This is a genomic window from Streptomyces sp. NPDC002209 (assembly GCF_042890265.1).
Taxonomy (GTDB): Bacteria; Actinomycetota; Actinomycetes; order Streptomycetales; family Streptomycetaceae; genus Streptomyces.
Genome location: NZ_JBIARX010000002.1, coordinates 209840 through 231545, shown reverse-complemented (window position 1 = coordinate 231545; position 21706 = coordinate 209840). Strand labels below are relative to the sequence as shown.

Genomic DNA, 21706 nt, shown 5'->3' with positions numbered 1-21706 from the left:
GCGCTACGCCCCGCTTGTCCCCATTACGCCCCGTACGGGGGAAATCCGCGCGTCAGCTCGGCCACTTCCGCGCGGGGGTTGGCCCGTTCCCCGCGCAGTGCGGCGGTGAACAGGGCGGCGATCCGGGCCATCTCGGGCTCCCGCATGCCCTGGGTGGTGACGGCCGCCGTACCGAGCCGGACCCCGCGCTGGTCCCCGTACGGGAGGGCGCAGGTGTCGAGGACGAGCCCGGCGGCGGCGAGCCGGCCCCGGGCGGTCGGACCGTCGACGCCGAGCGGGGCCGGGTCGGCGGTGATCAGATGGGTGTCGGTGCCGCCCGTCGTCACCGCGAAGCCGTGGGCCGCGAGCTCGTCGGCCAGCACCCGGGCATTGGCCACCACCCGATGGGCGTACGTGGTGAACGCGGGCGCCGCGGCCTCGCCGAAGGCCACCGCCTTGGCGGCGATGGTGTGCATCTGGGCGCCGCCCTGGGTGAAGGGGAACACCGCCCGGTCGATCCGCTCGGCGAACTCGGCCCCGCACAGGACCATCCCACCGCGCGGGCCGCGCAGCACCTTGTGGGTCGTCGCGCAGACGATGTCGGCGTACGGGACGGGGCTGGGCGCGGCGCCGCCGGCGACGAGCCCGATCGGATGGGCGGCGTCCGCGATGAGGTACGCCCCGACCTCGTCCGCGATCTCCCGGAACACCGAGTACTCCGGGTGCCGCGAGTAGGAGATCGACCCGCAGACGATCGCCTTGGGCCGGTGCGCCCGCGCCAGCTCCTGCACCTGCCGGTAGTCGATGAGGCCGCTCTCGGCGTCGACCCCGTAGCCGACGAAGTCGAACCAGCGTCCGGAGAAGTTGGCGGGCGAACCGTGGGTGAGGTGCCCGCCGTACGGGAGCCCCATCGCCAGTACGGTGTCCCCGGGCCGCAGCAGCGCCGCGTACGCGGCCAGCACGGCGGCGGAACCGGAATGCGGCTGCACGTTGGCGTGCTCGACCCCGAACAGTGCGCGGGCCCGCTCGACGGCCAGCCCTTCGGCGAGGTCGGCGTACTCGCAGCCGCCGTGGTACCGATGGCCGGGATATCCCTCGGCGTACTTGTTGGCGAGCGCCGAGCCGAGCGCTGCCAGCACGGCGGGCGAGGTGAAGTTCTCGGCGGCGCTCAGCTGCAGGGTGGTGGCCTGGCGCTGCGCCTCCCCCGCGAGCACGTCGGCCATCTGCGGATCCTGCTGCCGCAGCAGGTCCGTGGGCGGGGTGATGACGCTCATGGCGACTCCCAGTGGCCGGTCCCGGATAGGCCCACTCTAGGTCGGCCAGGACCGGTTCGCCCGTCTAGTGCGGAGCCGTGACGCCCGTCAGGGCCGTGACCACCGGGTCCAGGGCCTGGTTGATCTCGTCGCCGATCGAGCGGAAGAAGGTGATGGGCGCCCCGTACGGGTCGTACACCTCGTCCGCGTCGGGCGACGGTGCCAGCAGCCACCCCCGAAGCGCGGCCGCGGCCCGCACCAGGGCACGGGCCCGCTCGGCGACGCCGTCGTCCAGCGGCGGCAGAGTGGCCGGATCTATCGCCCGCACCAGCCGCGTGAACTCCTTCAGCGTGAAGGTCCGCAGCCCCGCCGAGTGCCCCATCGAGATGACCTGTGCACGGTGGTCACGCGTGGCGGTCAGCACCAGGTCGGCGCGTATGACGTGCTCGTCGAGCAGTTCCCGCCCGGTGAAACCGGAGGCGTCCGCACCGAAGTCCGCGAGCACGGCCGCCGCGTTCGCCTCCATCGGGGCGCCCTCGTGGCCCCAGGTCCCCGCGCTCTCCACGATCAGATCGCTCGCCGGGATGCCGCCCAGCCGGTGCGCCAGCGCATGCCGGGTCAGCCGCTCGGTGATGGGCGAGCGGCACACGTTGCCGGTGCTGACGTGGAGGATGCGGAAGGTGTCCCCGCCGGCCGCGGCCGGGTGGGAGTCCCCCCAGCCGTGGCTGCCGGCGGCGGTGTGCCCGCTTGCTATGCCACGCCCCTGAGGGCTCACGGGGCCACCTCGAGGTCGGGTACGACCTCCCGCAGCTGCTCGGCGGTCAGCGCCCCCTCGCGCAGCAGGACGGGAACCTTCCCGGTGACGTCGACGATCGACGACGGCTGGATCCCGGGCGTCGGACCGCCGTCCAGGTACACGGACACGGAGTCGCCCAGCATCTCGCGCGCCGCGTCGCAGTCCTCCGGCGCCGGGTGCCCGGTCAGGTTCGCCGAGGACACGGCCATCGGGCCGACCTCGGTCAGCAGCTCGATCGCGACGGGGTGCAGCGGCATGCGGACGGCGACGGTGCCGCGGGTCTCCCCCAGGTCCCAGGCGAGCGAGGGCTGGTGCTTGGCGACCAGCGTCAGCGCGCCCGGCCAGAAGGCGTCGACGAGCTCCCAGGCCTGCTCGGAGAAGTCCGTCACGAGGCCGTGCAGGGTGTTCGGGGAGCCGATGAGCACGGGGGTCGGCATGTTGCGGCCGCGCCCCTTGGCGGCGAGCAGGTCGCCGACGGCCTCTGCGCTGAAGGCGTCCGCGCCGATCCCGTACAGGGTGTCGGTGGGCAGCACGACGAGCTCGCCGCGGCGCACGGCGGATGCGGCTTCACGCAGACCCGTCTTGCGGTCCGTCGCGTCGTTGCAGTCGTATCGCCGGGCCATCAGCGGGACTCCTCGTGCAGCAGGGGGGTGAAGGGGTGGATCGCAAGCGTCACGGCAGGGCCTTGCGGGCGGTGGCGAAGCGCGGGCGGTTGTTCAGGTCGGGGTGGTCGGCGGCGTCGGCCCAGCCGCGCTCCTCCGCGAAGATCCACGGGACCTGGCCGCCCTGGGTGTCGGCGTGCTCGATGACGACGATGCCGCCGGGCCGCAGCAGCCGGTGCGCGGTGCGCTCGATGCCGCGGATGGTGTCGAGACCGTCCTCGCCGGAGAAGAGGGCCATCTCCGGGTCGTGGTCACGGGCCTCGGGGGCGACGTACTCCCACTCGGTGAGCGGGATGTACGGCGGGTTCGAGATGACCAGGTCGACCTGGCCGTCCAGCTCGGGCAGCGCGCTCAGCGCATCGCCCTGGTGGACGGTGACCCGGGAGCCCTCGGCGTTCTTGCGGGTCCACCGCAGGGCGTCCTCGGACAGCTCGACCGCGTGCACGCGCGAGCGCGGCACCTCCTGCGCCATGGCCAGCGCGATGGCGCCGGAACCGGTGCACAGGTCCACGATCAGCGGCTCGACGACGTCCATCGCCCGGACGGCGTGTATGGCCCAGTCCACGACCGACTCGGTCTCGGGCCGGGGCACGAAGACCCCGGGCCCGACCTGGAGCTCCAGGTACCGGAAGAAGGCGCGGCCGGTGATGTGCTGGAGCGGCTCGCGCGCCTCGCGGCGGGCGACGGCCTCCCAGTAGCGGGCGTCGAAGTCCGCGTCCTTGACGTGGTGCAGTTCCCCCCGCTTGACGCCGTGCACGAAGGCCGCGAGCTCCTCCGCGTCGAAGCGCGGTGAGGGCACGCCGGCGGCGGCCAGCCGCTGGGTGGCCTGGGCCACCTCGGCAAGCAGCAAGTTCACGCTGGTCCTCCGGGCTGCTGTCGTACGGGGGTGGAGCGGGGGTCGAGCAGGTCGGGCGGGATCAGTGCGCGGACGCCAGCTTGGCGGCCGAGTCCGCGTCGACGCACGCCTGGATCATCGAATCGAGGTCGCCGTCGAGCACCTGGTCCAAGTTGTACGCCTTGAATCCGGTCCGGTGGTCCGAGATCCGGTTTTCCGGGAAGTTGTACGTACGGATCTTCTCGGAGCGGTCCACCGAGCGCACCTGGCTGCGGCGCACGTCGGAGGCCTCCTGCTCGGCGGCCTCCTGGGCCGCGGCCAGCAGGCGCGACCGGAGGATGCGCATCGCCTGCTCCTTGTTCTGGAGCTGGCTCTTCTCGTTCTGGCAGGAGGCGACCACACCGGTCGGCATGTGCGTGATGCGCACGGCCGAGTCGGTGGTGTTGACGGACTGGCCGCCGGGGCCCGACGAGCGGTACACGTCGATGCGGAGGTCGTTGGGGTTGATCTCGACCTCGACCTCCTCGGCCTCCGGGGTGACGAGCACGCCGGCGGCGGAGGTGTGGATGCGGCCCTGGGACTCGGTGGCCGGAACACGCTGGACGCGGTGCACGCCGCCCTCGTACTTCATGCGGGCCCAGACGCCCTGGCCGGGCTCGGTGGCACCGTTGCCGCCCTTGGTGCGGACGGAGACCTGGACGTCCTTGTAGCCGCCGAGCTCGGACTCCGTGGAGTCGATGATCTCGGTCTTCCAGCCCACGCGCTCCGCGTAGCGCAGGTACATGCGCAGCAGGTCGCCAGCGAACAGGGCGGACTCGTCGCCGCCCGCGCCCGCCTTGATCTCCAGGAGCACGTCCTTGTCGTCGCTGGGGTCGCGCGGGACGAGCAGCAGGCGGAGCTTCTCGGTGAGCTCCTCGCGCTGCGCGCTCAGCTCCTTCACCTCGGCGACGAAGTCCGGGTCGTCGGCCGCGAACTCCTTCGCCGTCTCGATGTCCTCGGCGGACTGCTTCCAGGCACGGAAGGTCGCGACGATCGGGGTCAGCTCCGCATAGCGCTTGTTGAGCTTGCGCGCGTTGGCCTGATCCGAGTGGACCGAAGGGTCGGCGAGCTTCTTCTCAAGGTCGGCGTGCTCGCCGACCAGTTCCTCGACCGCCTCGAACATCGGGGGCTCCTGGGTTGAAAAGTACGAAAAAGGGCTGCGGGACGACAAAGGCGCCGGTCCGGCTGCCCCCGTGTGGACAGGGTGCAACCGGGGTCCGGCGCCGGGGGCTCGCTACTTCGAGCCGGCAGCCTTGCCGAAGCGGGCCTCGAAGCGGGCGACGCGGCCACCGGTGTCGAGGATCTTCTGCTTGCCCGTGTAGAACGGGTGGCACTCGGAGCAGACCTCGGCACGGATGGTGCCCTCGGTCAGGGTGCTACGGGTGGTGAACGACGCGCCACAGGTGCAGCTGACCTGGGTCTCGACGTACTCGGGGTGAACATCGCGCTTCAAGGTGTCTCCTAGATTCGGGAGGGCGCCGGGTCGCAGGAGCCGAATTGCGCACTGCGTGAACCGGGGCCGACAGACCAGTCTGCCAGGACCGGGCTGCCTGTCAAAATTCTGAGGACGCCTCCCTCAACGAGGGGGGTCCGGCATCTATTCCACTCTCCGCCGAGAGCCGTGTGACCAGGCGTTCTGCGGTCTACTTCACGATCTCGCCGGCGCTGCCCTTGTCGCCCATGGAGTTCGCGGTGGCCTCGGCGGGGACCGGCTGCTCGGCCAGCAGGGCGTCCCAGACCATCTTGGACTCCTTGACCAGCGGGGCGACCCGGTCGGAGTCGCGGGGGTCCGGGCCCACGGGCAGGGTGATCATCTTCATGTCCTGGGCGTCGATGCCCTGGAGGCTCTGGGCGAAGCCCATCAGGGACTTCACGTCACCGAGGGACTTGTCGGTGGTGAGCGCCTTGGTGCCGGTGTCGGCGAGGTCGAGCAGCCGCTTGGGGTTGTCGAAGACGCCGATCCCCTTGACCTGCTTGATCAGGGCCTTCATGAACGCCTGCTGCAGCTGTATTCGGCCCAGGTCGGAGCCGTCGCCGACGGTCTTGCGGGTCCGTACGAGGCCGAGGGCCTGCTCGCCGTTCAGCTTGTTCGGGCCGGCCGGGAGGTCGAGGTGGCTCCCGTAGTCCTTGATCGGCTTGGTGGTGGTCAGCTCCACGCCGCCGAGGTTGTCGATGATCTTCTTGAAGCCCGTGAAGTCGACCTCGATGTAGTGGTCCATGCGGATCCCCGACATCTTCTCGACGGTCTTGACCGCACAAGCGGCCCCGCCGATGGTGAACGACTCGTTGAACTGCGAGCGCGAGCTGCCGCGGTCGGTCTTTCCGTTGCTCAGCGTGCACGCCGGCCGGTTGACCATGGTGTCGCGCGGGATCGAGACGACGGTGGCCTTCTTGTGGCCGTCGTACAGGTGGACGATCATCGCGGTGTCGGAGCGGGCCGAGCCGCCGTCGTCCGGGCCGTACTCGGAATTGGCGCCGCCGCGGGAGTCGGAGCCGAGGACGAGGATGTCCATCGAGCCGTTGTCCACGTTCTGCGGGCGGTCGGTGCCGAGCGCCTGGTCGATGTCGACCGTCTTCAGGTTCCCGTTCAGGTGGAAGTAGAACCAGCCGAGACCCGCCCCGCCCAGGAGGACCACGCCGGCGGCGCTCCACGCGGCGATGACGAGGGTCCTGCGCCCCTTCGAGGGTTTCCGTCGGCGCCGGCCCGCGGCGCGCCGGCCGCTGCCCCTGCTGTCCTCGCTCATGCTCTCCTCAGTCCTGAATGCGTTCCCGGCCGGACGCCGCCCGGCCCGGTGGCCTCCCTGCACCGCCCTCTGACACAGACGGCCGAATGCCCTCCAGGGTTCCACGGCCGACGCGAGCCCCGTGCCAGGTGCACTTCTGCGGCCGGGGCGGGAGCGGCACGCCGCGGCGCCGCGCCCACCTGCGGTTTCCCGGGGGGACGCACGCCATGGCCGCGAGGTTCACGAAAACCGCGAGTGTGGCGAAGCTCGCACCTGCGGAAAACACGCCGTAACGCCCGAAAACACGCCGAAAACACGAGGCCGCCCCCACCGCGTGTGCGGTGGGGGCGGCCTCGGTGATGCGGTGCGGCGACCGTCAGTCGTCGTTCTTGCCCGACGGGGTCGTCTTGGCGATCTGCATCAGGAACTCGGCGTTCGACTTCGTCTGCTTCATCTTGTCGAGCAGGAGCTCGATGGCCTGCTGCGAGTCGAGCGCGTGCAGCACCCGGCGCAGCTTCCAGACGATGGCGAGCTCCTCGCTGTTGAGGAGGATCTCCTCCTTGCGGGTGCCCGACGGGTCGACGTCGACGGCCGGGAAGATGCGCTTGTCGGCGAGCTTGCGGTCGAGCTTGAGCTCCATGTTGCCGGTGCCCTTGAACTCCTCGAAGATCACCTCGTCCATGCGCGAGCCGGTGTCGACCAGCGCGGTGGCCAGGATGGTCAGCGAGCCGCCGTCCTCGATGTTGCGCGCGGCACCGAAGAAGCGCTTCGGCGGGTACAGCGCGGTCGAGTCGACACCACCGGACAGGATGCGGCCGGAGGCGGGCGCCGCGAGGTTGTACGCGCGGCCCAGACGGGTGATGGAGTCCAGCAGGACGACCACGTCGTGACCCAGCTCGACGAGGCGCTTGGCGCGCTCGATGGCCAGCTCGGCGACGGTGGTGTGGTCCTCGGCCGGACGGTCGAAGGTCGAGGAGATGACCTCGCCCTTGACCGACCGCTGCATGTCGGTGACCTCTTCCGGACGCTCGTCGACCAGGACGACCATCAGGTGGCACTCGGGGTTGTTGGTGGTGATCGCGTTGGCGATCGCCTGCATGATCATGGTCTTGCCGGTCTTCGGCGGGGCCACGATCAGGCCGCGCTGGCCCTTTCCGATCGGCGACACGAGGTCGATGATGCGGGTCGTCAGCACGCCCGGGTCGGTCTCCAGACGGAGCCGGTCCTGGGGGTACAGCGGGGTCAGCTTCTGGAACTCCGGTCGGCCGCGGCCGGATTCGGGCGCCATGCCGTTCACCGAGTCCAGGCGCACGAGGGCGTTGAACTTCTCGCGGCGCTCGCCGTCCTTGGGCTGGCGCACGGCACCGGTGGTGTGGTCGCCCTTGCGCAGACCGGCCTTGCGGACCTGGGCGAGGGAGACGTACACGTCGTTGGGGCCGGGCAGGTAGCCCGAGGTCCGGATGAACGCGTAGTTGTCGAGGATGTCCAGGATGCCCGCGACGGGGATCAGGACGTCGTCGTCGGCGACCTGCGGCTCGTTCGGCGCGAACTCGTCGCGGCCACGACGGCCGCGGCGGTCGCGGTAGCGGCCGCGACGGCCGCGACGACCGCCCTCGTCGTCGAAGTCGTCCTGCGGGCCGTTGTCCTGGCGGTCCTGGCGACCCTGCTGGCCCTGCTGCTGACGGTCCTGACGGCCGCCCTGCTGCTGGCGGTCCTGACGGCCGCCGCCCTGACCCTGGCCGCCCTGACCCTGGCCCTGGCCCGGGGCGCCCTGGCCCGGCTCGTCGGCCTTGGCACCGCGGTCACGGCGCTCGCGCCGGCCGTCGCCGCGCTCGGCACGGTCCCCGCGGTCGCGGCGGTCGCGCCGGCCACGGCCCTCGCCCTCCTGGGCGGGCGCGGAGACGGCGGTCGCGGCCTCGGCCTTGACCTCGGCCGGGGCGGTCGCGGTGGTGGTGGCGGTCTCGGTCTTCGCCTCGACCTGCACGGCGGCGGGGGCCGCGGTCTCCGGGCTGCCGGAGGGAGCCGTGGCCCGACGCCGGCGGCGCTCGCCGGCCGGGGCGTCGTCGGAGGCCGGCTGGCCCGGGATCTCGATCTGCGCCTGCGCGGCAGGCTTCTCGGCGGGCGCCTCGGCGGCGGCCTCACCCGTACGGGCCTTGCTGGTGGCGCGGCGCTTCGGCTTGGCCTCGGCGGCGTCGGCGGCGGGAGTCGCGGCCTTGGGGGCACCACTGCCCGCCTGCGCCTCCTTGATGACCTCGATCAGCTGGCTCTTGCGCATCCGCGCGGTGCCCCTGATGCCGAGGCCCGACGCGACCTGCTGCAGCTCGGCCAGGACCATGCCCTCGAGGCCGGTGCCGGAGCGGCGCCGCCGTCCGGCAGTGGTCGCCGCGGCGCCCGCGGCGGGGGCACTGGTGTCGACATTGGTGTCGGCAGCGCCCATCAGATCGGTGGTGTCGCTCACGAAGGGTCCTTCCCTGGAGCGGACGTCGGCCTGTCTGGCTCGGCGACCGGTTGTGCTGTCCGACAACGGGCCATGACTTGATGGGTCGTGGACCGCGGCCGGGGCGGTGGTCCGCCGGTAGAGATACGGCGGAGAGAAACGTGCATGGGTGGTTCCGGCGAGAAGCCCCCGAGCTGGAAGCGTGGGAATGTCACGCCGATTCCGGAGCGTGCTCGAAACTGCTGGAAGCGATCAAAGCAGTCGGGGAGGCTCCCGGAAGAAAGGTGGTCCCGGATGGGGACACTGAGCACCGAGCCATGGCGGCTTCGGCTGCACACTTGAGAGTAACACTACCGGATCCAACAGATATTCCCCCTCTCAATCACCGGCAATCGCGCCTTCCGCGCGGGCGGCCTGCCCAGACCGCCCGCCCCTGGCGGGTAAGCCCATACGGCCTAGCCGCCCTGGGTTCCCAGCGGAAGCACGCTCGCGCCCGCGGCGTCGAGGGCGAGCCGGTTCGCGGCCCACCCCTCGCCCGCGAGCTGCGCGACCTTGTCGGCCGCGCCGTTGTCGACCAGCGCGAGGACCGTGGGCCCCGCGCCGGAGATGACCGCGGGGATGCCGTCCGCCCGCAGCCGGTTGACGAGTGCCACGCTCTCGGGCATCGCCGGGGACCGGTACTCCTGGTGGAGCCGGTCTTCGGTGGCCGGCAGCAGCAACTCGGGACGCCTGGTCAGGGCTTCGACGAGCAGGGCTGCACGACCTGCGTTCACGGCCGCGTCCACGTGCGGGACGTTGCGCGGCAGCAGGCCGCGCGCGGTCTCCGTCAGGACCGGCTTGGAGGGGACGAAGACCACCGGAACGATGGAATCGGCGGGCTCCATACGGATCGCCTTGGCGCTGCCGCCGTCCATCCAGGCCAGGGTGAAACCGCCGAGGAGACAGGCGGCGACGTTGTCGGGGTGTCCCTCGATCTCGGTGGCCAGCTCCAGCAGGGCCGCGTCGTCGAGCTTGGCCTCTCCGCCTATGGTCACGGCGCGGGCGGCGACGATGCCGGCGCAGATGGCGGCCGAGGAGGACCCGAGGCCGCGGCCGTGCGGGATGCGGTTGGCGCAGACGACCTCGAGGCCGCGCGGCTGCCCGCCCAGCAGGTCGAAGGCGGTGCGCATGGAGCGTACGAGCAGGTGGCTCTCGTCCCGCGGGAGGGTGTCGGCGCCCTCGCCCGCGATGTCGATGTTCAGGCCGGAGTCGGCCACCCGGACGACTACGTCGTCATAGAGCCCCAGAGCCAGGCCCAGGGCGTCGAAGCCCGGGCCGAGGTTGGCACTGCTGGCGGGGACGCGCACCCGTACGGCGGCGGCGCGGAACGCTGGACCGGCCATCGTCCGATGACACTCCTTGTGACTGTGCGAGACGAGATCTTCGCTGGCTCGCTGCGAATGTACTGGAGAACGTACGACACCCGAAGGCCCTCTGGGCAGCACCACGGTCATATGCGCGGTGGCGGATGTAAGTACAGCGTATCGAAGGAAGGTTCTCTCGCTACATAGGGCGCACAGGAGGCGCACGATGCGTGTCGGTGTCTTCCGGTGGATTGCGCTGAACGCCGTTGACTTTTGTGCCGTACGACCTGAGTTGCCGGGTTCCGAAGGCTTTCCGGAACCCGGCAACTCAGGGTGGCGCCACGGGGCGGGACCGGGTCAGACCAGGCCGAGGCGGACGGCCGCGGCCTCCGCGTCCACCGGGATGGTGACCGGCTGCGGAGCGCCGGCGACCGCCCAGTCGGGGTCCTTGAGTCCGTTTCCGGTGACGGTGCATACGATCTTCTGGCCGGGGTCGACCAGGCCCAGCTCGGCGGCCTTGAGCAGGCCGGCGACGGACGCGGCCGAGGCGGGCTCGACGAAGACGCCCTCCTGCGCGGCCAACAGGCGATAGGCGGCCAGGATCTGGCGGTCCGTCACCTCGTCGATGAAGCCGCCCGACTCGTCGCGCGCGGCGAGCGCGTAGTCCCACGAGGCCGGGTTGCCGATGCGGATCGCGGTCGCGATGGTGTGCGGCTCCTTGACGACCTCGCCGCGCACGATGGGCGCGGAACCGGAGGCCTGGAAACCCCACACACGGGGCGTACGGGAGGCCAGGCCGTCGGCCTTGTACTCCTTGAAGCCCTTCCAGTACGCGGTGATGTTGCCGGCGTTGCCGACGGGCAGCACGTGGATGTCGGGGGCGTCGCCGAGCGCGTCGACGATCTCGAACGCGGCGGTCTTCTGGCCCTCGATGCGCACCGGGTTGACGGAATTGACCAGCGCGACCGGGTAGTTGTCGGACAGCGCGCGGGCCAGGTCCAGGCAGTCGTCGAAGTTGCCGTCCACCTGGAGGATCTTGGCGCCGTGCACGAGGGCCTGGCCCATCTTGCCGAGCGCGATCTTGCCGCGGGGCACGAGGACGGCCGAGACCATCCCGGCGCGCACCGCGTACGCGGCGGCGGAGGCCGAGGTGTTGCCGGTGGAGGCGCAGATGACGGCCTTGGCGCCCTCCTCCTTGGCCTTGGTGATGGCCATGGTCATGCCGCGGTCCTTGAAGGACCCGGTGGGGTTCGCGCCCTCGACCTTCAGGTGCACCTCGCAGCCGGTGCGCTCGGAGAGCACCTGCGCGGGGACGAGGGGAGTGCCGCCCTCGCGGAGCGTGACCACGGGAGTGGTGTCCGTCACCGGCAGGCGGTCCCGGTACTCCTCGATGATGCCGCGCCACTGGTGGGTGCGATTGCTGCTCATGGGTCCTTACTCCCCTTCAACACGCATGATGCTGGCGACACCGCGCACGGTGTCCAGCTTCCGCAGCGCCTCGACGGTCCCGGAGAGGGCGGCGTCGGGTGCGCGGTGGGTGACGACGACGAGGGAGGCCTCGCCGTCCTTGCCCTGCTGGCGGACGGTGTCGATGGACACACCGTGCTCCGCGAACGTCGTCGCCACCTGGGCGAGGACGCCCGGCTTGTCGGCCACATCGAGGCTGATGTGGTAGCGCGTGACGACGTCGCCCATGGGGCTGACCGGCAGCTGGGTGTACGCCGACTCGCCGGGCCCCGTTGCCTCGGCGAGCTTGTTGCGGCAGACGGCGACGAGGTCGCCCAGGACCGCCGAGGCGGTCGGAGAACCGCCCGCGCCGGGCCCGTAGAACATGAGCCGCCCGGCGGCCTCCGCCTCGACGAAGACGGCGTTGTACGCCTCGCGGACGGACGCCAGGGGGTGGCTGAGCGGAATCATCGCCGGGTGCACTCGAGCAGTGACGGACTGCCCGTCCGCGGCGCGCTCCAGGATCGCCAGGAGCTTGATGGTGCAGCCCATGCGCTTGGCGGAGGCGAAGTCCGAGGCGCTGACCTCGGTCATGCCCTCGCGGTAGACGTCGTCGAGGCGGACCCGGGTGTGGAAGGCGATGCCGGCCAGGATCGCGGCCTTGGCGGCGGCGTCGTAGCCCTCGACGTCGGCGGTCGGGTCGGCCTCGGCGTACCCGAGGGCGGTGGCCTCGTCGAGCGCCTCCTGGTACCCGGCGCCGGTCGAGTCCATCTTGTCGAGGATGAAGTTCGTCGTGCCGTTGACGATGCCCATCACCCGGTTGATCTTGTCGCCGGCGAGGGACTCGCGCATCGGGCGGACCAGCGGGATGGCGCCGGCGACGGCCGCCTCGTAGTACAGGTCCAGCCCCTGCTGCTCGGCCGCCGCGTGCAGCGCGGCGCCGTCCTGGGCGAGCAGGGCCTTGTTCGCCGAGACGACGGAGATGCCGTGCTCGAAGGCGGTGGTGATCAGGGTGCGGGCCGGCTCGATGCCGCCGATGACCTCGATGGCGATGTCGATGTCGCCGCGTTTGAGGAGGGCGGTCGCATCGGTGGTGACCAGCGCCGGGTCGATGCCCTCGCGCACCTTGGAGGGACGGCGCACGGCCACGCCTGCGAGCTCGACGGGCGCGCCGATCCTGGCCGTCAGGTCGTCGGCGTGCGTCGTCATGATGCGCGCCACCTCTGAGCCGACCACTCCACAGCCCAGCAGCGCCACCTTCAGCGGACGCGTACGCATCATTCGACCTACGCCTTTCGATCTTCCATCACCACCCGGCGCGCGGGTTGCGCGCCAGGTCTCAACCAGTCTCACTCAATGGACAGCACTTTCCATCCTCGGTCCATTGAGTGAGACACCTATCGGCACCTATTTTGGGGGTCTGGGGGCTTCCCCCAGAAATATGCGGTTCATCCGAGGTCGAGACGCAGGAGATCTTCCTCCGTCTCGCGCCGGACGATGACTCGAGCCTCCCCGTCGCGCACGGCCACGACGGGCGGCCGCAGCGCGTGGTTGTAGTTGCTGGCCATGGAGCGGCAGTACGCCCCGGTGGCGGGTACGGCGAGGAGGTCCCCGGGGGCCAGGTCGGCCGGCAGGAAGGCGTCCTTCACCACGATGTCACCGCTCTCGCAGTGCTTGCCGACGACGCGGACGAGCATCGGCTCGGCGTCCGAGACGCGGGAGACGAGGGTGACCGCGTACTCGGCGTCGTAGAGGGCGGTGCGGATGTTGTCGGACATGCCGCCGTCGACGGAGACGTACGTCCGCAGCCCCTCGAGCGGCTTGATCGTGCCGACCTCGTACAGCGTGAAGGCGGTGGGCCCGACGATGGCCCGGCCGGGCTCGACGGAGATGCGGGGCGCGCGCAGCCCGGCGGACTCGCATTCGCGGGCGACGATCTCGTGCAGGGCCTTGGCGATCTCGTGGGGCTCGCGCGGGTCGTCGGAGGGCGTGTACGCGATGCCGAGGCCGCCGCCGAGGTCGATCTCGGGCAGCTCGACGCCGTGCTCGTCGCGTACGGCGGCCAGCAGCCGGACCACCCGCTTCGCGGACACCTCGAAGCCGGCCATGTCGAAGATCTGCGAGCCGATGTGGGAGTGGACGCCGAGCAGCTCGAGGCTGTCGTGCCCGAGCGCGCGCCGGACGGCCTCCGCCGCGGATCCGTCGGCGACGGCGATGCCGAACTTCTGGTCCTCGTGCGCGGTCGCGATGAACTCGTGGGTGTGCGCCTCGACGCCGACGGTCACGCGGATCTGGACGGGCTGGCGTACGCCGAGATCACGGGCGATGTGCGCGACTCGAGCGATCTCCTGGAAGGAGTCGAGCACGATGCGACCGACCCCGGCCTCGACGGCCCGGGTGATCTCCGTGACGGACTTGTTGTTGCCGTGGAAGGCGATCCGTTCGGCGGGCATCCCGGCGGCGAGGGCGGTGGCCAGCTCCCCGCCGGAGCACACGTCGAGGTTCAGCCCCTCTTCCCGCAGCCACTTCACGACGGCCTTGGAGAGGAACGCCTTGCCGGCGTAGAACACGTCGGCGTCCGGCCCGAAGGCGTGCGCCCAGGCCCGGCACCTGGCCCGGAAGTCCTCTTCGTCGAGGAAGTAGGCGGGCGTCCCGAACTCCTGGGCGAGGGTGGTGACGGGGACGCCGCCGACCGTCACGACGCCGTCGGGGTTCCGTCGTACGGTCCGGGCCCAGACCTTCTCGTCGAGCGCGTTGAGGTCGGCGGGCGGCGGGGAGTAGTGCCCCTCGGGCAGGACGTCGGCGTGGCGGGGCCCGGCGGGGTGCGCGGAACGGCTCATCGGTATCTCTCTTCGCAGATCACAGGCAGTCAGGTGCGTCCATGCCGAGCAGGGCCAGGCCACCGGCCAGCACCGTCCCGGCGGCTTCGGCGAGGGCCAGCCGGGCACGGTGGGCGGCCGAGGGTTTCTCGTCCCCCTTGGGCAGGACGCAGTGCTGGAAATCGAGCAGTTCGTCGGCGGCGCGGACGAGGAACCGGACGAGCTGCTCCGGCGCCTGCCGATGCGCGGCGGCCTCGAGTACGAGGGGGTAGTCGGCGAGGACGCCCACCAGCCGTGCGGCGTCCTCGACCTCGCCGGGCTCGCTGCAAAACCCGAGCCGGGCGGCGTTGCGCGACAGCGCGCGGCTGCGCGCGTGGGCGTACCGCACGCGGAAGAACTCGTTGGACTCGTCCTGTACGAGCAGCCGCCCGTCGAAGGCGGGCGTCTCGTGCGGTGCGACGGTGAGCATGGCCCAGCCGGCGGCTTCGGCCCCGTACGCGGCGACGACATCGCCGTCCCGCCGGGCCACGGGGGCGGCCGTGACGGGGGCGGCGCCGGTCCGGCCCTGGCTGAGCTCGATCCTCAGCACGGCTTCGCGCACGACCCGCGCGCGCAGCTCGGTGTCGGGGGCGAACCCGTACCTGAGCCCGCGCGCCTGCACTGCGCGTACGAGTACGTCGGCGGGCGTCCGGTCCATCACGAAGTTGAGGAACCCGGGACCGGTGACCTCGACCCGCTCGATGCCGGGAACGGCGCCCAGCCGCCGGGCCAGCACACCGGCGACGTCGAGGGGCGGCCGGCCGGCCGTCTTGGCGACCTGAAAGGCCACGGGGGTCGCGTAGTCGCCCACCCCGCCGGGGCGGGTCCGCTCGACGACGACCCGCTCGGGCACGCCCGCCTCGGCGGGCAGCTCCCCCTCCTCGACGGCGCAGCGCACGGCGCGTACGACGGTACGGGAGAGGTCGGCGGGGGTCACGGGACCAGCCTAGGCGAGAAGCCCACCCATCCCGCGAACGGTTTCGGCATGTGAACAGCCGACGGCCGCTACCCTCTCCCCCGCCCTGCGGGGGCTCCCTTCCGCTCCCGCCGGTCCTTGCGCTCGATGAGCCGGCGTACGACCCGCACGAGCTCGGCGGGTTCGAAGGGCTTGGCGAGGAACGCGTCCACTCCGGCCTCGATCCCGGCCTCCACCTCGTGCTGCGTGCAGGCGCTCACGATGGCGACGGGCACGTGCCGCGTCCGCGGATCGGCGCGCAGCTGCGCGGCCGTCCCGAACCCGTCCAGCCGGGGCATGACCACATCAAGGGTGATCACGTCGGGGCAGACGCGGTGCACGACGTCCAGACACTCGGCACCATCGTTCGCGGTCACTACCTCGAAGCCCTCCAGCTCGAGATTGACCTTGATCAGCTGCCGGATGACCTTGTTGTCGTCGACAACAAGCACCCGGCCCGAGGCGCCTGGCACAACTCGAGAGTAGGTCCGCCTAAGCCCCCGCGTCCGGGTTTTTGCCACTTCCACCCCCTCCGAGCGACCCGCCTCCCCCTCCCCCGGAACTCGTTTCTGATCACCCCGGGGAAGCTGGTAGTGTTCAACCCGTCGCCGCAACGCGAATGACACGCCCCCGTAGCTCAGGGGATAGAGCAACGGCCTCCGGAGCCGTGTGCGCAGGTTCGAATCCTGCCGGGGGCACTCCAGCTGGACCAGCGTGAAACAGCCGCTGACCTGCTGAAGTGCCAAGCACGAAGGCCCGAACTCAGTCCAGCTGAGTCCGGGCCTTTGTCGTTGTGTGGCGCTGGTCGCGAGTGAGTGGCGAGTGAGCTCCAGCCCCTCCTCGCCGGCAGTAGCCGCGACCGGTTGTCGAGCCCCGACCCTGCGGTGAGAACGATCTAGCTAGCCTGACCCCAGGTGCCAGCGCCCAGACTTGTTGGGTCCGGCGAGGAACACGGGGGGCCAGTGACCACCACACCATCCACCATCCTGACCATCGACCAGTCGATCATTGCGAAGGAAGCCGAGGTCGCCGAGTACCGGTTGCTCCGACGCTTCGTAATGTTGTGGATGCTCGCAGGCAACCCGTTGCTTGTCAGCGCATTGATAGCTGCAAACGTCCTCGTCGACTGGTCCAACGACCCAGATAGCAATCAAGCCCTACTCAACCTTTTCGGTGGCATCGCTGTGATCGCCTCCGTTCTGGGGTCCGTCTACCGATGGACTCAGATTCGAAGGAAGATCTCCGGCGTCGAGGTCAATCTTCTCCAGCTGGAGGTCGAGAAGCGCCATCTCCAGTCGCGGGAGGCTGATACCGCAGCACTTCCAGGTGTCTTCCCCGAGTACTACGAGTCGATCTCGTCCCTCAGGAACGAGTACAGACGGAGCGCGGAGAGATACCGGAGCAGGCACAACCTGTTCCAGCTCACGGTAATTGTCGGCTCCATTCTGACCTCAGTCGCCACAACGGCCTCAGCTGAGCAGGGCGTGTGGAGCTGGGTTGCTGTCGCCATCAGCGCGCTGGTGAGCATCTCCGCTGGGATCATCGCCTACTTCAAATTTCGCGAGCGCAGTCTCAACCTTCAGCAGACTGCCGACTCAGTCGACCTGGAGCTCCAGGCCTACACCCTGAGAATCAGGCGGTACAGGGATCTGCCTGGCGCCCAAGCCTCCACTCTCTTCGCGGAGGAGATCGAGCGGATACGCGAGGAGCAGCGAAAGAAGGAGCTACAACTAGAGCAACCTCCCGAAGCGGCGCAGCAACAGCAACGTCCGCAACTCACCTGACCTCCCGCGGTGTGCCTACGCAATGCCGCCTAGATGCTCCCCCAACCCATAGCTTGTTCAATCTTCCGATTATTGTCCTCCTCGCTGTCGTCGATACAGCCGGCATAGTTCCGGTGGATGACCTCCGGAGAGTTGCCCGCCCGGCGCGCCACCTCCGCAACCGGCAGGCCGGCCCGCAACCAGTTGGTGATGCAGGTGGACCGGAGGTCGTACGGCCGCTGAGCCAACGGCGAGGCCACCTTGTCGGGCGGGAGGGCCAGTTCCCTGGTCTCCTGCCAGACACGCCAGTAACTGGAGCTCCCCAGCAGTCCCCCGCGCTCGTTGAAGAAGATCCGGCCGTCCTTCGCCGTGCCGAACTCATCGATGTGCTCGCGGAGCATGGCCACCAGGACAGGTGGAATCGGAACCGGACGATCCTTGGTGACTTCACGGGACTTGAGCCCTCGCTTGTCGTGCCGTTCGCCGGAGTCGGTCCATTTCTTTCCCGAGACCGGACGGGTCTCCTTCAGGGTGAGAACGCCCCACCCCTCAGCCGGTAGGTGGCACTGGCTCTTGGTGAGCCCCACCGCCTCAGCCGGCCGGGTGGCTGCGTAGAGGATGCACCCGAAGAACGCCACGAGGCGCCTCCCCCTGTTCCGGTGAACGGATCCCACGTAGGAGACGCTGGTGAGGAGCTGGCGCCCCTGCACCTCGTTCACCAGAACACGGGGGTCCACGACTCCACTGTTCGAGGACACCGGTCGCTTCACCCCCAGCAGGGGGTTCGTTTCGAGGTAGCCCTCTTGAATCGCGTACTCCATGGCGGTGTTGAAACCGCGGCGGCGCCGCTTGTACGTCTCTCCTGCCGCGGGAGTGTCATCCAGCTTGAAGGAGAGCCGGTAGTGGACGTCCCGCAGCACCCTGGACTCGCCGAGGGCCGAGAGCGGCAGCGAGCGCGCCGCCAGCCACGTACAGGCCGGATACAGGTCGGGCGGAGGCTCCTCACCCTTGTGCGCGGGGACGACGGCCCACCGGACGGCCAGCCTCACCTCCTCGGCGGTCGGCGCCTTGGGCCCCTCCCCCGCCATCGCGATCGCCACGGTAGCGAGGCTGTCGGCCAGCCCCTCCCGGGTCTTGGCTGCTGCCGTTCTCCACCGCGCGTCCATGTACTCGCGCGAGAAGTCCCACCAGGTCGGATCCGGGCGTACGTCCTCTTTGGCCTCAGCTGCCCGGAGTTCGGATTCCGGGAGGCCGGTGGCCACGTCGAACGCCTCCCCCCTGCGCATGGCCTGCCACAGTTCCGAGCGGCGGCTCTGTGCCAGCGCCGAGGTGGCGTAGCTGGACGTCTTGACCTTCCCGGCCACTGTCCAGCGCAGTTGGTACGGCGCCTTCTTGCTGTTGACCCGGTTGATCTTCCACAGCCGGATCTCGCTGGACAACGTCGGCTCCGCAGGCGCCGCAGAGCGCCCGTGGCCGCGGGCGCCCTGCGGGTGGCTGGTCTTCCTGTGGGTCACGCCGCTTCCTCCAGCGAAGTGATCCACTCGTTCAGGGCCGACCGTCGAATCCGCACGTCCCCATTGGGGAGCTTCAGGGATTTAGGCCCCTTCTTGAGCTGTCGCCAGCGATAGAACGTCGCGCGCGGAACGCCGATCTCGTCGATGACTTCGTCGATGGTGAGCCACTGCTCGCGCAGTTTGGGCACGTTCTCTCCTTCAGAGCTACGAAGGGCGGAATCGGGGGCCGGGCCCCCTTCCTGTCAGGTCCGCTACCTCCGCTACCTCCGCTACCGCCCTGGTCAGGGGCATGATCGAGGTAGCGGATACAGGTAGCGGTAGCGGATGGATCCGCTACCGGCTCCGGGCGGGTGCCGCGGGGCCGGTAGCGGCGGTAGCGCTCAGGTAGCGGACGCGTGGAGGCTGTCCGCTACCTTTTCGGTGCCGTTGACCTGCGGGGTAGCGGAGGTAGCGGAGGTAGCGGACTCTCCGGGGGGTGGAGGGCAGTACCGCTGCCAGGCGTCATGAAGATCTGCGGCGTAGTAGCCCTTCAGGACCCCGCCGCCGGTCTTGATGTTGCGTGCCTTGATCGGGGTATTGGCCCCGGTCATGTACTCCCCGAGCAGCTTCGACAGCGTCCGGGAGTCGAGCGGCCGGCCGCTCATGTCGGGCCAAGGGGCCTCATCGAGGGAACAGAGCCGGTCCAGCACGGCCACGGTGGGCAGCCGGTCGATGCCGCTGAGGACGTGGTCGCGCAGATCAGTCAGCAGCCTGACGCCGATGCTGCCCTTGTCGTCGGCCTTGGCCGCGTGTACCAGCTCCAGGCATGCGGCGCGGGCCCGGGAAGGCCACTCTCCACCGGCAGCTTCAGCCACCGCGAGGAGCGGTTCCCACACGTCCGCCGGTCGGTCGGTGACCTCCGGCGGCATCTCGGGCCACGCGTCCTGGACGCGCTCGCGGACCGAGTCGGCCCACGCCACCAGCCGCTTGCGCAGCGCGTTTCCCTCAGCCTCGTGGATCCTCTGGCGGTAGGGCTCGACCTTCTCGTTCCGGGCCCGGCGGCGCATGCGGATGATGACGGAGCGGGTCAGGATCGTGTCGGGCAGCGAACCGAGGCCGGCCACCGCGACCGCGCAGAACGACGGAAACTCCTGTACCTGCTGGTTGGAGCCGTCGCCAACGCACCGGTACATGACCCCGATCCGGCGGTACCCGGCATTCAGGAACCCGCGGAGCTGTTCGTTCTCCCCCGCCTTGGGCCCGAACACGGTGTCGATCTCATCGAAGAGGATCGTAGGCCGGGCTTCGAGCCCGGAGACCGCCCGGAACAGCGCGGAAGCGGACGCGTTCACCGCGACCATCGGCTGAGGCACGAGAGTCTCCACGATCTCCAGGGCCCTGGTCTTGCCGCTCGCCGGCTCCGGAGAGAGGAACGCGAGCCTCGGGGTGGAGTCGAAGCAGTCGAGCAGGTGCGTGTGCGCATCCCAAAGCGTGACCGCCACGAACGCAGCTTCGGTGGGGAAGACGTTGAACCGGCGATGGAACGCCTCGATCTCGTCCAGCAGGGCGGCACCGTCGATGGTCTGCTGCTCGGTCATGCGGCGTTCCTCCTGCCATCCAGGGCGTGCCGCAGGGGCACGGTCGTGTGCGGGTTCGGGCGAAGAGCTGAAGGGACGCCCTGACGGGCGACGACCCTCGGCGCACCACCGCCGGCCGTGGCAGGGGCCGGTCCGGCGGAGCTGGGGCCGTCCGGGGTACGGGTGGGGCCTTCCAAGCGGGGATGGGGGTGGGTGCTCATGCCGTCTCCCGGGGCCGGGCCTGGCGGATGGAGCTGTCGAGGGCGCTGCGGATGGTGGCGCGGCACTCGGCAACGGTGAGTCCCCGCGCCTCCCCCGCCGCTTGGAAGGCCTGCTCAACCTCGTGCCGGGGGATGTCGCCCCAGGCCACGAAGCGCCCCACCTTGAAGGCGCATCGGTTGAGGGTGTTGTTCGCCTGCCTCGGCGGCGCAGTGCGGACGACGTCGCATTCCCGTTCCAGGGCCGCGTTCGCTGCCAGGCTGCCGCTGACGGCCGGGAGTCGTAGTGGGGTGACCACGGTGGGCTTGGGCGGCTCGAGCAGGCGCGGGGTCCAGGCGGGCAGTTCCGCGACGGGGGCGGGGTCGATGACTTCGTACGTCCCGGCGGGGGTGGTGCTGCCGGGGGCGACGACGTATCCGCCGTGGGCGCGGGTGTCGATGAGCGGGCCGAGCCTGCCCGCCGTGTTCCCGAGCCGGAGCCCGGCCGGGGCGGTGAAGTACAGGTGCTCCCCGCTGCTCGGAGTCCGCACCCGATAGGTGGTGGGGACGGCCTGCCCGGCGCGCTCGCAGAGCGCTGCGAAGGTCGCCGCGCCGTCAGGCGCGTCGCTCTTGCTGTTCGCCTTGGGCTGGTCCAGGTCAACCACGACCAGCCCGGCCGGGCCGGTCGCGATGCCGACGTTGTACGGCTTGTGCGTCCAGCACCGGACGATCGCGGCCCGGTCGGTGGTGGCGCGCTGCTCCCACTTCACGTGCCCGCCGCCGCAGGGTCCGGCGTTCACGCACTGCTCTTCACCGTGCAGAGCAGGGCGCTTCTGTCCTGGCCGAAGGGGGAAGACGGGCCAGCCGCGGGCGGTGGCGGTGAGGGCTGCGGCTAACAGCGCGGGCCGCAGGTCTCGCGGCAAGGTGGTCGGTTGGGTCATGCTGGATGTCTCCAGTTCTTGAGCGTGCTGGAAGACGAGAGCGGCCCGGCTTTGGCGAGACGGGGCCGCTCTCGTCGGTTCATGCGGCGAAGAGTTCGAGGGGCCCGTCGTCCGGGCCGAGCGGCCGCAGTTCAGTGACCGTTGTCCGGCGTCGGGTGGCGGTGTTGGGGCCGTCGTTGTGGAAGCGCCAGGTCCCGACGTCGTGCTGCGGCTTGTCCTTGACCGGGAGCGTGTATCGGCGCGGCTGGTCCGGGCTGGTGGCGTTCCAGTCCTCTGCGCACACCTTGTGGACGGGCTCGCTCGCGTGGGAGCGGAGCGGGGTGGGCCTGCCGCAAAGCACGCAGGGCAGGTCCCGGGTTCGGTCGTAGTGGCTGGCATCGCCCCAGTTCAGGTACTGGTACGCGGCCAT

20 protein-coding genes and 1 tRNA gene are annotated in these 21706 nt (G+C 70.3%); 2 read left to right on the top strand and 19 right to left on the bottom strand.

Annotated elements, in window-relative coordinates; all coding sequences use genetic code 11:
* Positions 1-23: 23 nt before the first annotated feature.
* From glyA to ACFYXK_RS05890, 14 genes are all read right to left on the bottom strand, one after another.
* Positions 24-1253 (bottom strand): serine hydroxymethyltransferase, encoded by a 1230-nt coding sequence (gene glyA / locus ACFYXK_RS05955; RefSeq protein ID WP_389410006.1) that lies wholly within the window; start codon positions 1251-1253, stop codon positions 24-26.
* A 64-nt stretch (positions 1254-1317) separates the two neighbouring features.
* The gene (locus ACFYXK_RS05950; protein WP_383504312.1) at positions 1318-2007 is read right to left on the bottom strand and encodes a protein-tyrosine-phosphatase; all 690 of its coding nucleotides are present in this window, start codon (positions 2005-2007) and stop codon (positions 1318-1320) included.
* The gene (locus tag ACFYXK_RS05945) at positions 2004-2651 is read right to left on the bottom strand and encodes an L-threonylcarbamoyladenylate synthase (RefSeq protein ID WP_030153769.1); all 648 of its coding nucleotides are present in this window, start codon (positions 2649-2651) and stop codon (positions 2004-2006) included. The genes ACFYXK_RS05950 and ACFYXK_RS05945 overlap by 4 nt, the downstream gene beginning before the upstream one ends.
* Positions 2652-2700: 49 nt before the next feature.
* Positions 2701-3546 carry a peptide chain release factor N(5)-glutamine methyltransferase gene (prmC, locus tag ACFYXK_RS05940; RefSeq protein WP_030008688.1) on the bottom strand — a complete coding sequence of 282 codons (846 nt, stop codon included), beginning with the start codon at positions 3544-3546 and terminating at the stop codon, positions 2701-2703.
* A gap of 61 nt (positions 3547-3607) precedes the next feature.
* On the bottom strand, positions 3608-4687 hold the full coding sequence (gene prfA, locus ACFYXK_RS05935) for a peptide chain release factor 1 (protein ID WP_389410005.1): 1080 nt from the start codon (positions 4685-4687) through the stop codon (positions 3608-3610).
* Positions 4688-4798: 111 nt separating this feature from the next.
* Positions 4799-5017: a 50S ribosomal protein L31 gene (rpmE, locus tag ACFYXK_RS05930; RefSeq protein WP_030153765.1), complete on the bottom strand. Its 219-nt coding sequence runs from the start codon at positions 5015-5017 to the stop codon at positions 4799-4801.
* Positions 5018-5207: 190 nt separating this feature from the next.
* Positions 5208-6308, bottom strand: coding sequence for an LCP family protein (locus ACFYXK_RS05925; RefSeq protein WP_389410004.1), 1101 nt, complete (start codon positions 6306-6308; stop codon positions 5208-5210).
* Positions 6309-6663: 355 nt separating this feature from the next.
* A complete protein-coding gene (rho, locus tag ACFYXK_RS05920; RefSeq protein WP_389410003.1) occupies positions 6664-8745 on the bottom strand; it encodes a transcription termination factor Rho in 2082 nt (693 codons plus the stop codon).
* 434 nt (positions 8746-9179) lie between these two features.
* Positions 9180-10106, bottom strand: coding sequence for a homoserine kinase (gene thrB / locus ACFYXK_RS05915; protein ID WP_030295292.1), 927 nt, complete (start codon positions 10104-10106; stop codon positions 9180-9182).
* Positions 10107-10424: 318 nt separating this feature from the next.
* A complete protein-coding gene (thrC, locus tag ACFYXK_RS05910; protein ID WP_389410002.1) occupies positions 10425-11495 on the bottom strand; it encodes a threonine synthase in 1071 nt (356 codons plus the stop codon).
* A 6-nt stretch (positions 11496-11501) separates the two neighbouring features.
* Positions 11502-12794 (bottom strand): homoserine dehydrogenase, encoded by a 1293-nt coding sequence (locus ACFYXK_RS05905; protein WP_383504320.1) that lies wholly within the window; start codon positions 12792-12794, stop codon positions 11502-11504.
* 167 nt (positions 12795-12961) lie between these two features.
* Positions 12962-14353: a diaminopimelate decarboxylase gene (gene lysA, locus ACFYXK_RS05900; protein WP_389410001.1), complete on the bottom strand. Its 1392-nt coding sequence runs from the start codon at positions 14351-14353 to the stop codon at positions 12962-12964.
* 19 nt (positions 14354-14372) lie between these two features.
* Positions 14373-15308 carry an ArgS-related anticodon-binding protein NrtL gene (nrtL, locus tag ACFYXK_RS05895; RefSeq protein ID WP_389410000.1) on the bottom strand — a complete coding sequence of 312 codons (936 nt, stop codon included), beginning with the start codon at positions 15306-15308 and terminating at the stop codon, positions 14373-14375.
* Positions 15309-15376: 68 nt separating this feature from the next.
* Entirely contained in the window at positions 15377-15853 is a 477-nt protein-coding gene (locus ACFYXK_RS05890; protein ID WP_389409999.1) for a response regulator, read from the bottom strand.
* A gap of 99 nt (positions 15854-15952) precedes the next feature.
* On the opposite strand from ACFYXK_RS05890, the gene ACFYXK_RS05885 reads away from it, so the two are divergent.
* Both ACFYXK_RS05885 and ACFYXK_RS05880 read left to right on the top strand, forming a co-directional pair.
* Positions 15953-16024: transfer RNA gene (locus ACFYXK_RS05885), tRNA-Arg, on the top strand.
* A 264-nt stretch (positions 16025-16288) separates the two neighbouring features.
* A complete protein-coding gene (locus tag ACFYXK_RS05880; RefSeq protein ID WP_389409998.1) occupies positions 16289-17110 on the top strand; it encodes a DUF4231 domain-containing protein in 822 nt (273 codons plus the stop codon).
* Between the two features lie 29 nt (positions 17111-17139).
* On the opposite strand, the gene ACFYXK_RS05875 is transcribed toward ACFYXK_RS05880, so the two are convergent.
* The 5 genes from ACFYXK_RS05875 to ACFYXK_RS05855 form a co-directional block, all read right to left on the bottom strand.
* On the bottom strand, positions 17140-18603 hold the full coding sequence (locus ACFYXK_RS05875) for a tyrosine-type recombinase/integrase (RefSeq protein WP_389409997.1): 1464 nt from the start codon (positions 18601-18603) through the stop codon (positions 17140-17142).
* Positions 18600-18791: a helix-turn-helix transcriptional regulator gene (locus tag ACFYXK_RS05870; RefSeq protein WP_389409996.1), complete on the bottom strand. Its 192-nt coding sequence runs from the start codon at positions 18789-18791 to the stop codon at positions 18600-18602. The genes ACFYXK_RS05875 and ACFYXK_RS05870 overlap by 4 nt, the downstream gene beginning before the upstream one ends.
* A gap of 192 nt (positions 18792-18983) precedes the next feature.
* Positions 18984-20180 carry a DUF3631 domain-containing protein gene (locus tag ACFYXK_RS05865; RefSeq protein WP_389409995.1) on the bottom strand — a complete coding sequence of 399 codons (1197 nt, stop codon included), beginning with the start codon at positions 20178-20180 and terminating at the stop codon, positions 18984-18986.
* Between the two features lie 196 nt (positions 20181-20376).
* Positions 20377-21297 carry a bifunctional DNA primase/polymerase gene (locus tag ACFYXK_RS05860; RefSeq protein WP_389409994.1) on the bottom strand — a complete coding sequence of 307 codons (921 nt, stop codon included), beginning with the start codon at positions 21295-21297 and terminating at the stop codon, positions 20377-20379.
* A gap of 79 nt (positions 21298-21376) precedes the next feature.
* The gene (locus ACFYXK_RS05855) at positions 21377-21706 is read right to left on the bottom strand and encodes a hypothetical protein (RefSeq protein WP_389409993.1); all 330 of its coding nucleotides are present in this window, start codon (positions 21704-21706) and stop codon (positions 21377-21379) included.

Coding starts and splice junctions, on each gene's coding strand:
- thrB (WP_030295292.1), bottom strand. CDS start 10,106: ATGGCCGGTCCAGCGTTCCGCGCCGCCGCCGTACGGGTGCGCGTCCCC.
- ACFYXK_RS05855 (WP_389409993.1), bottom strand. CDS start 21,706: ATGGCCGCGTACCAGTACCTGAACTGGGGCGATGCCAGCCACTACGAC.
- lysA (WP_389410001.1), bottom strand. CDS start 14,353: ATGAGCCGTTCCGCGCACCCCGCCGGGCCCCGCCACGCCGACGTCCTG.
- ACFYXK_RS05860 (WP_389409994.1), bottom strand. CDS start 21,297: ATGACCCAACCGACCACCTTGCCGCGAGACCTGCGGCCCGCGCTGTTA.
- thrC (WP_389410002.1), bottom strand. CDS start 11,495: ATGAGCAGCAATCGCACCCACCAGTGGCGCGGCATCATCGAGGAGTAC.
- ACFYXK_RS05905 (WP_383504320.1), bottom strand. CDS start 12,794: ATGATGCGTACGCGTCCGCTGAAGGTGGCGCTGCTGGGCTGTGGAGTG.
- ACFYXK_RS05925 (WP_389410004.1), bottom strand. CDS start 6,308: ATGAGCGAGGACAGCAGGGGCAGCGGCCGGCGCGCCGCGGGCCGGCGC.
- prfA (WP_389410005.1), bottom strand. CDS start 4,687: ATGTTCGAGGCGGTCGAGGAACTGGTCGGCGAGCACGCCGACCTTGAG.
- ACFYXK_RS05865 (WP_389409995.1), bottom strand. CDS start 20,180: ATGACCGAGCAGCAGACCATCGACGGTGCCGCCCTGCTGGACGAGATC.
- glyA (WP_389410006.1), bottom strand. CDS start 1,253: ATGAGCGTCATCACCCCGCCCACGGACCTGCTGCGGCAGCAGGATCCG.
- ACFYXK_RS05945 (WP_030153769.1), bottom strand. CDS start 2,651: ATGGCCCGGCGATACGACTGCAACGACGCGACGGACCGCAAGACGGGT.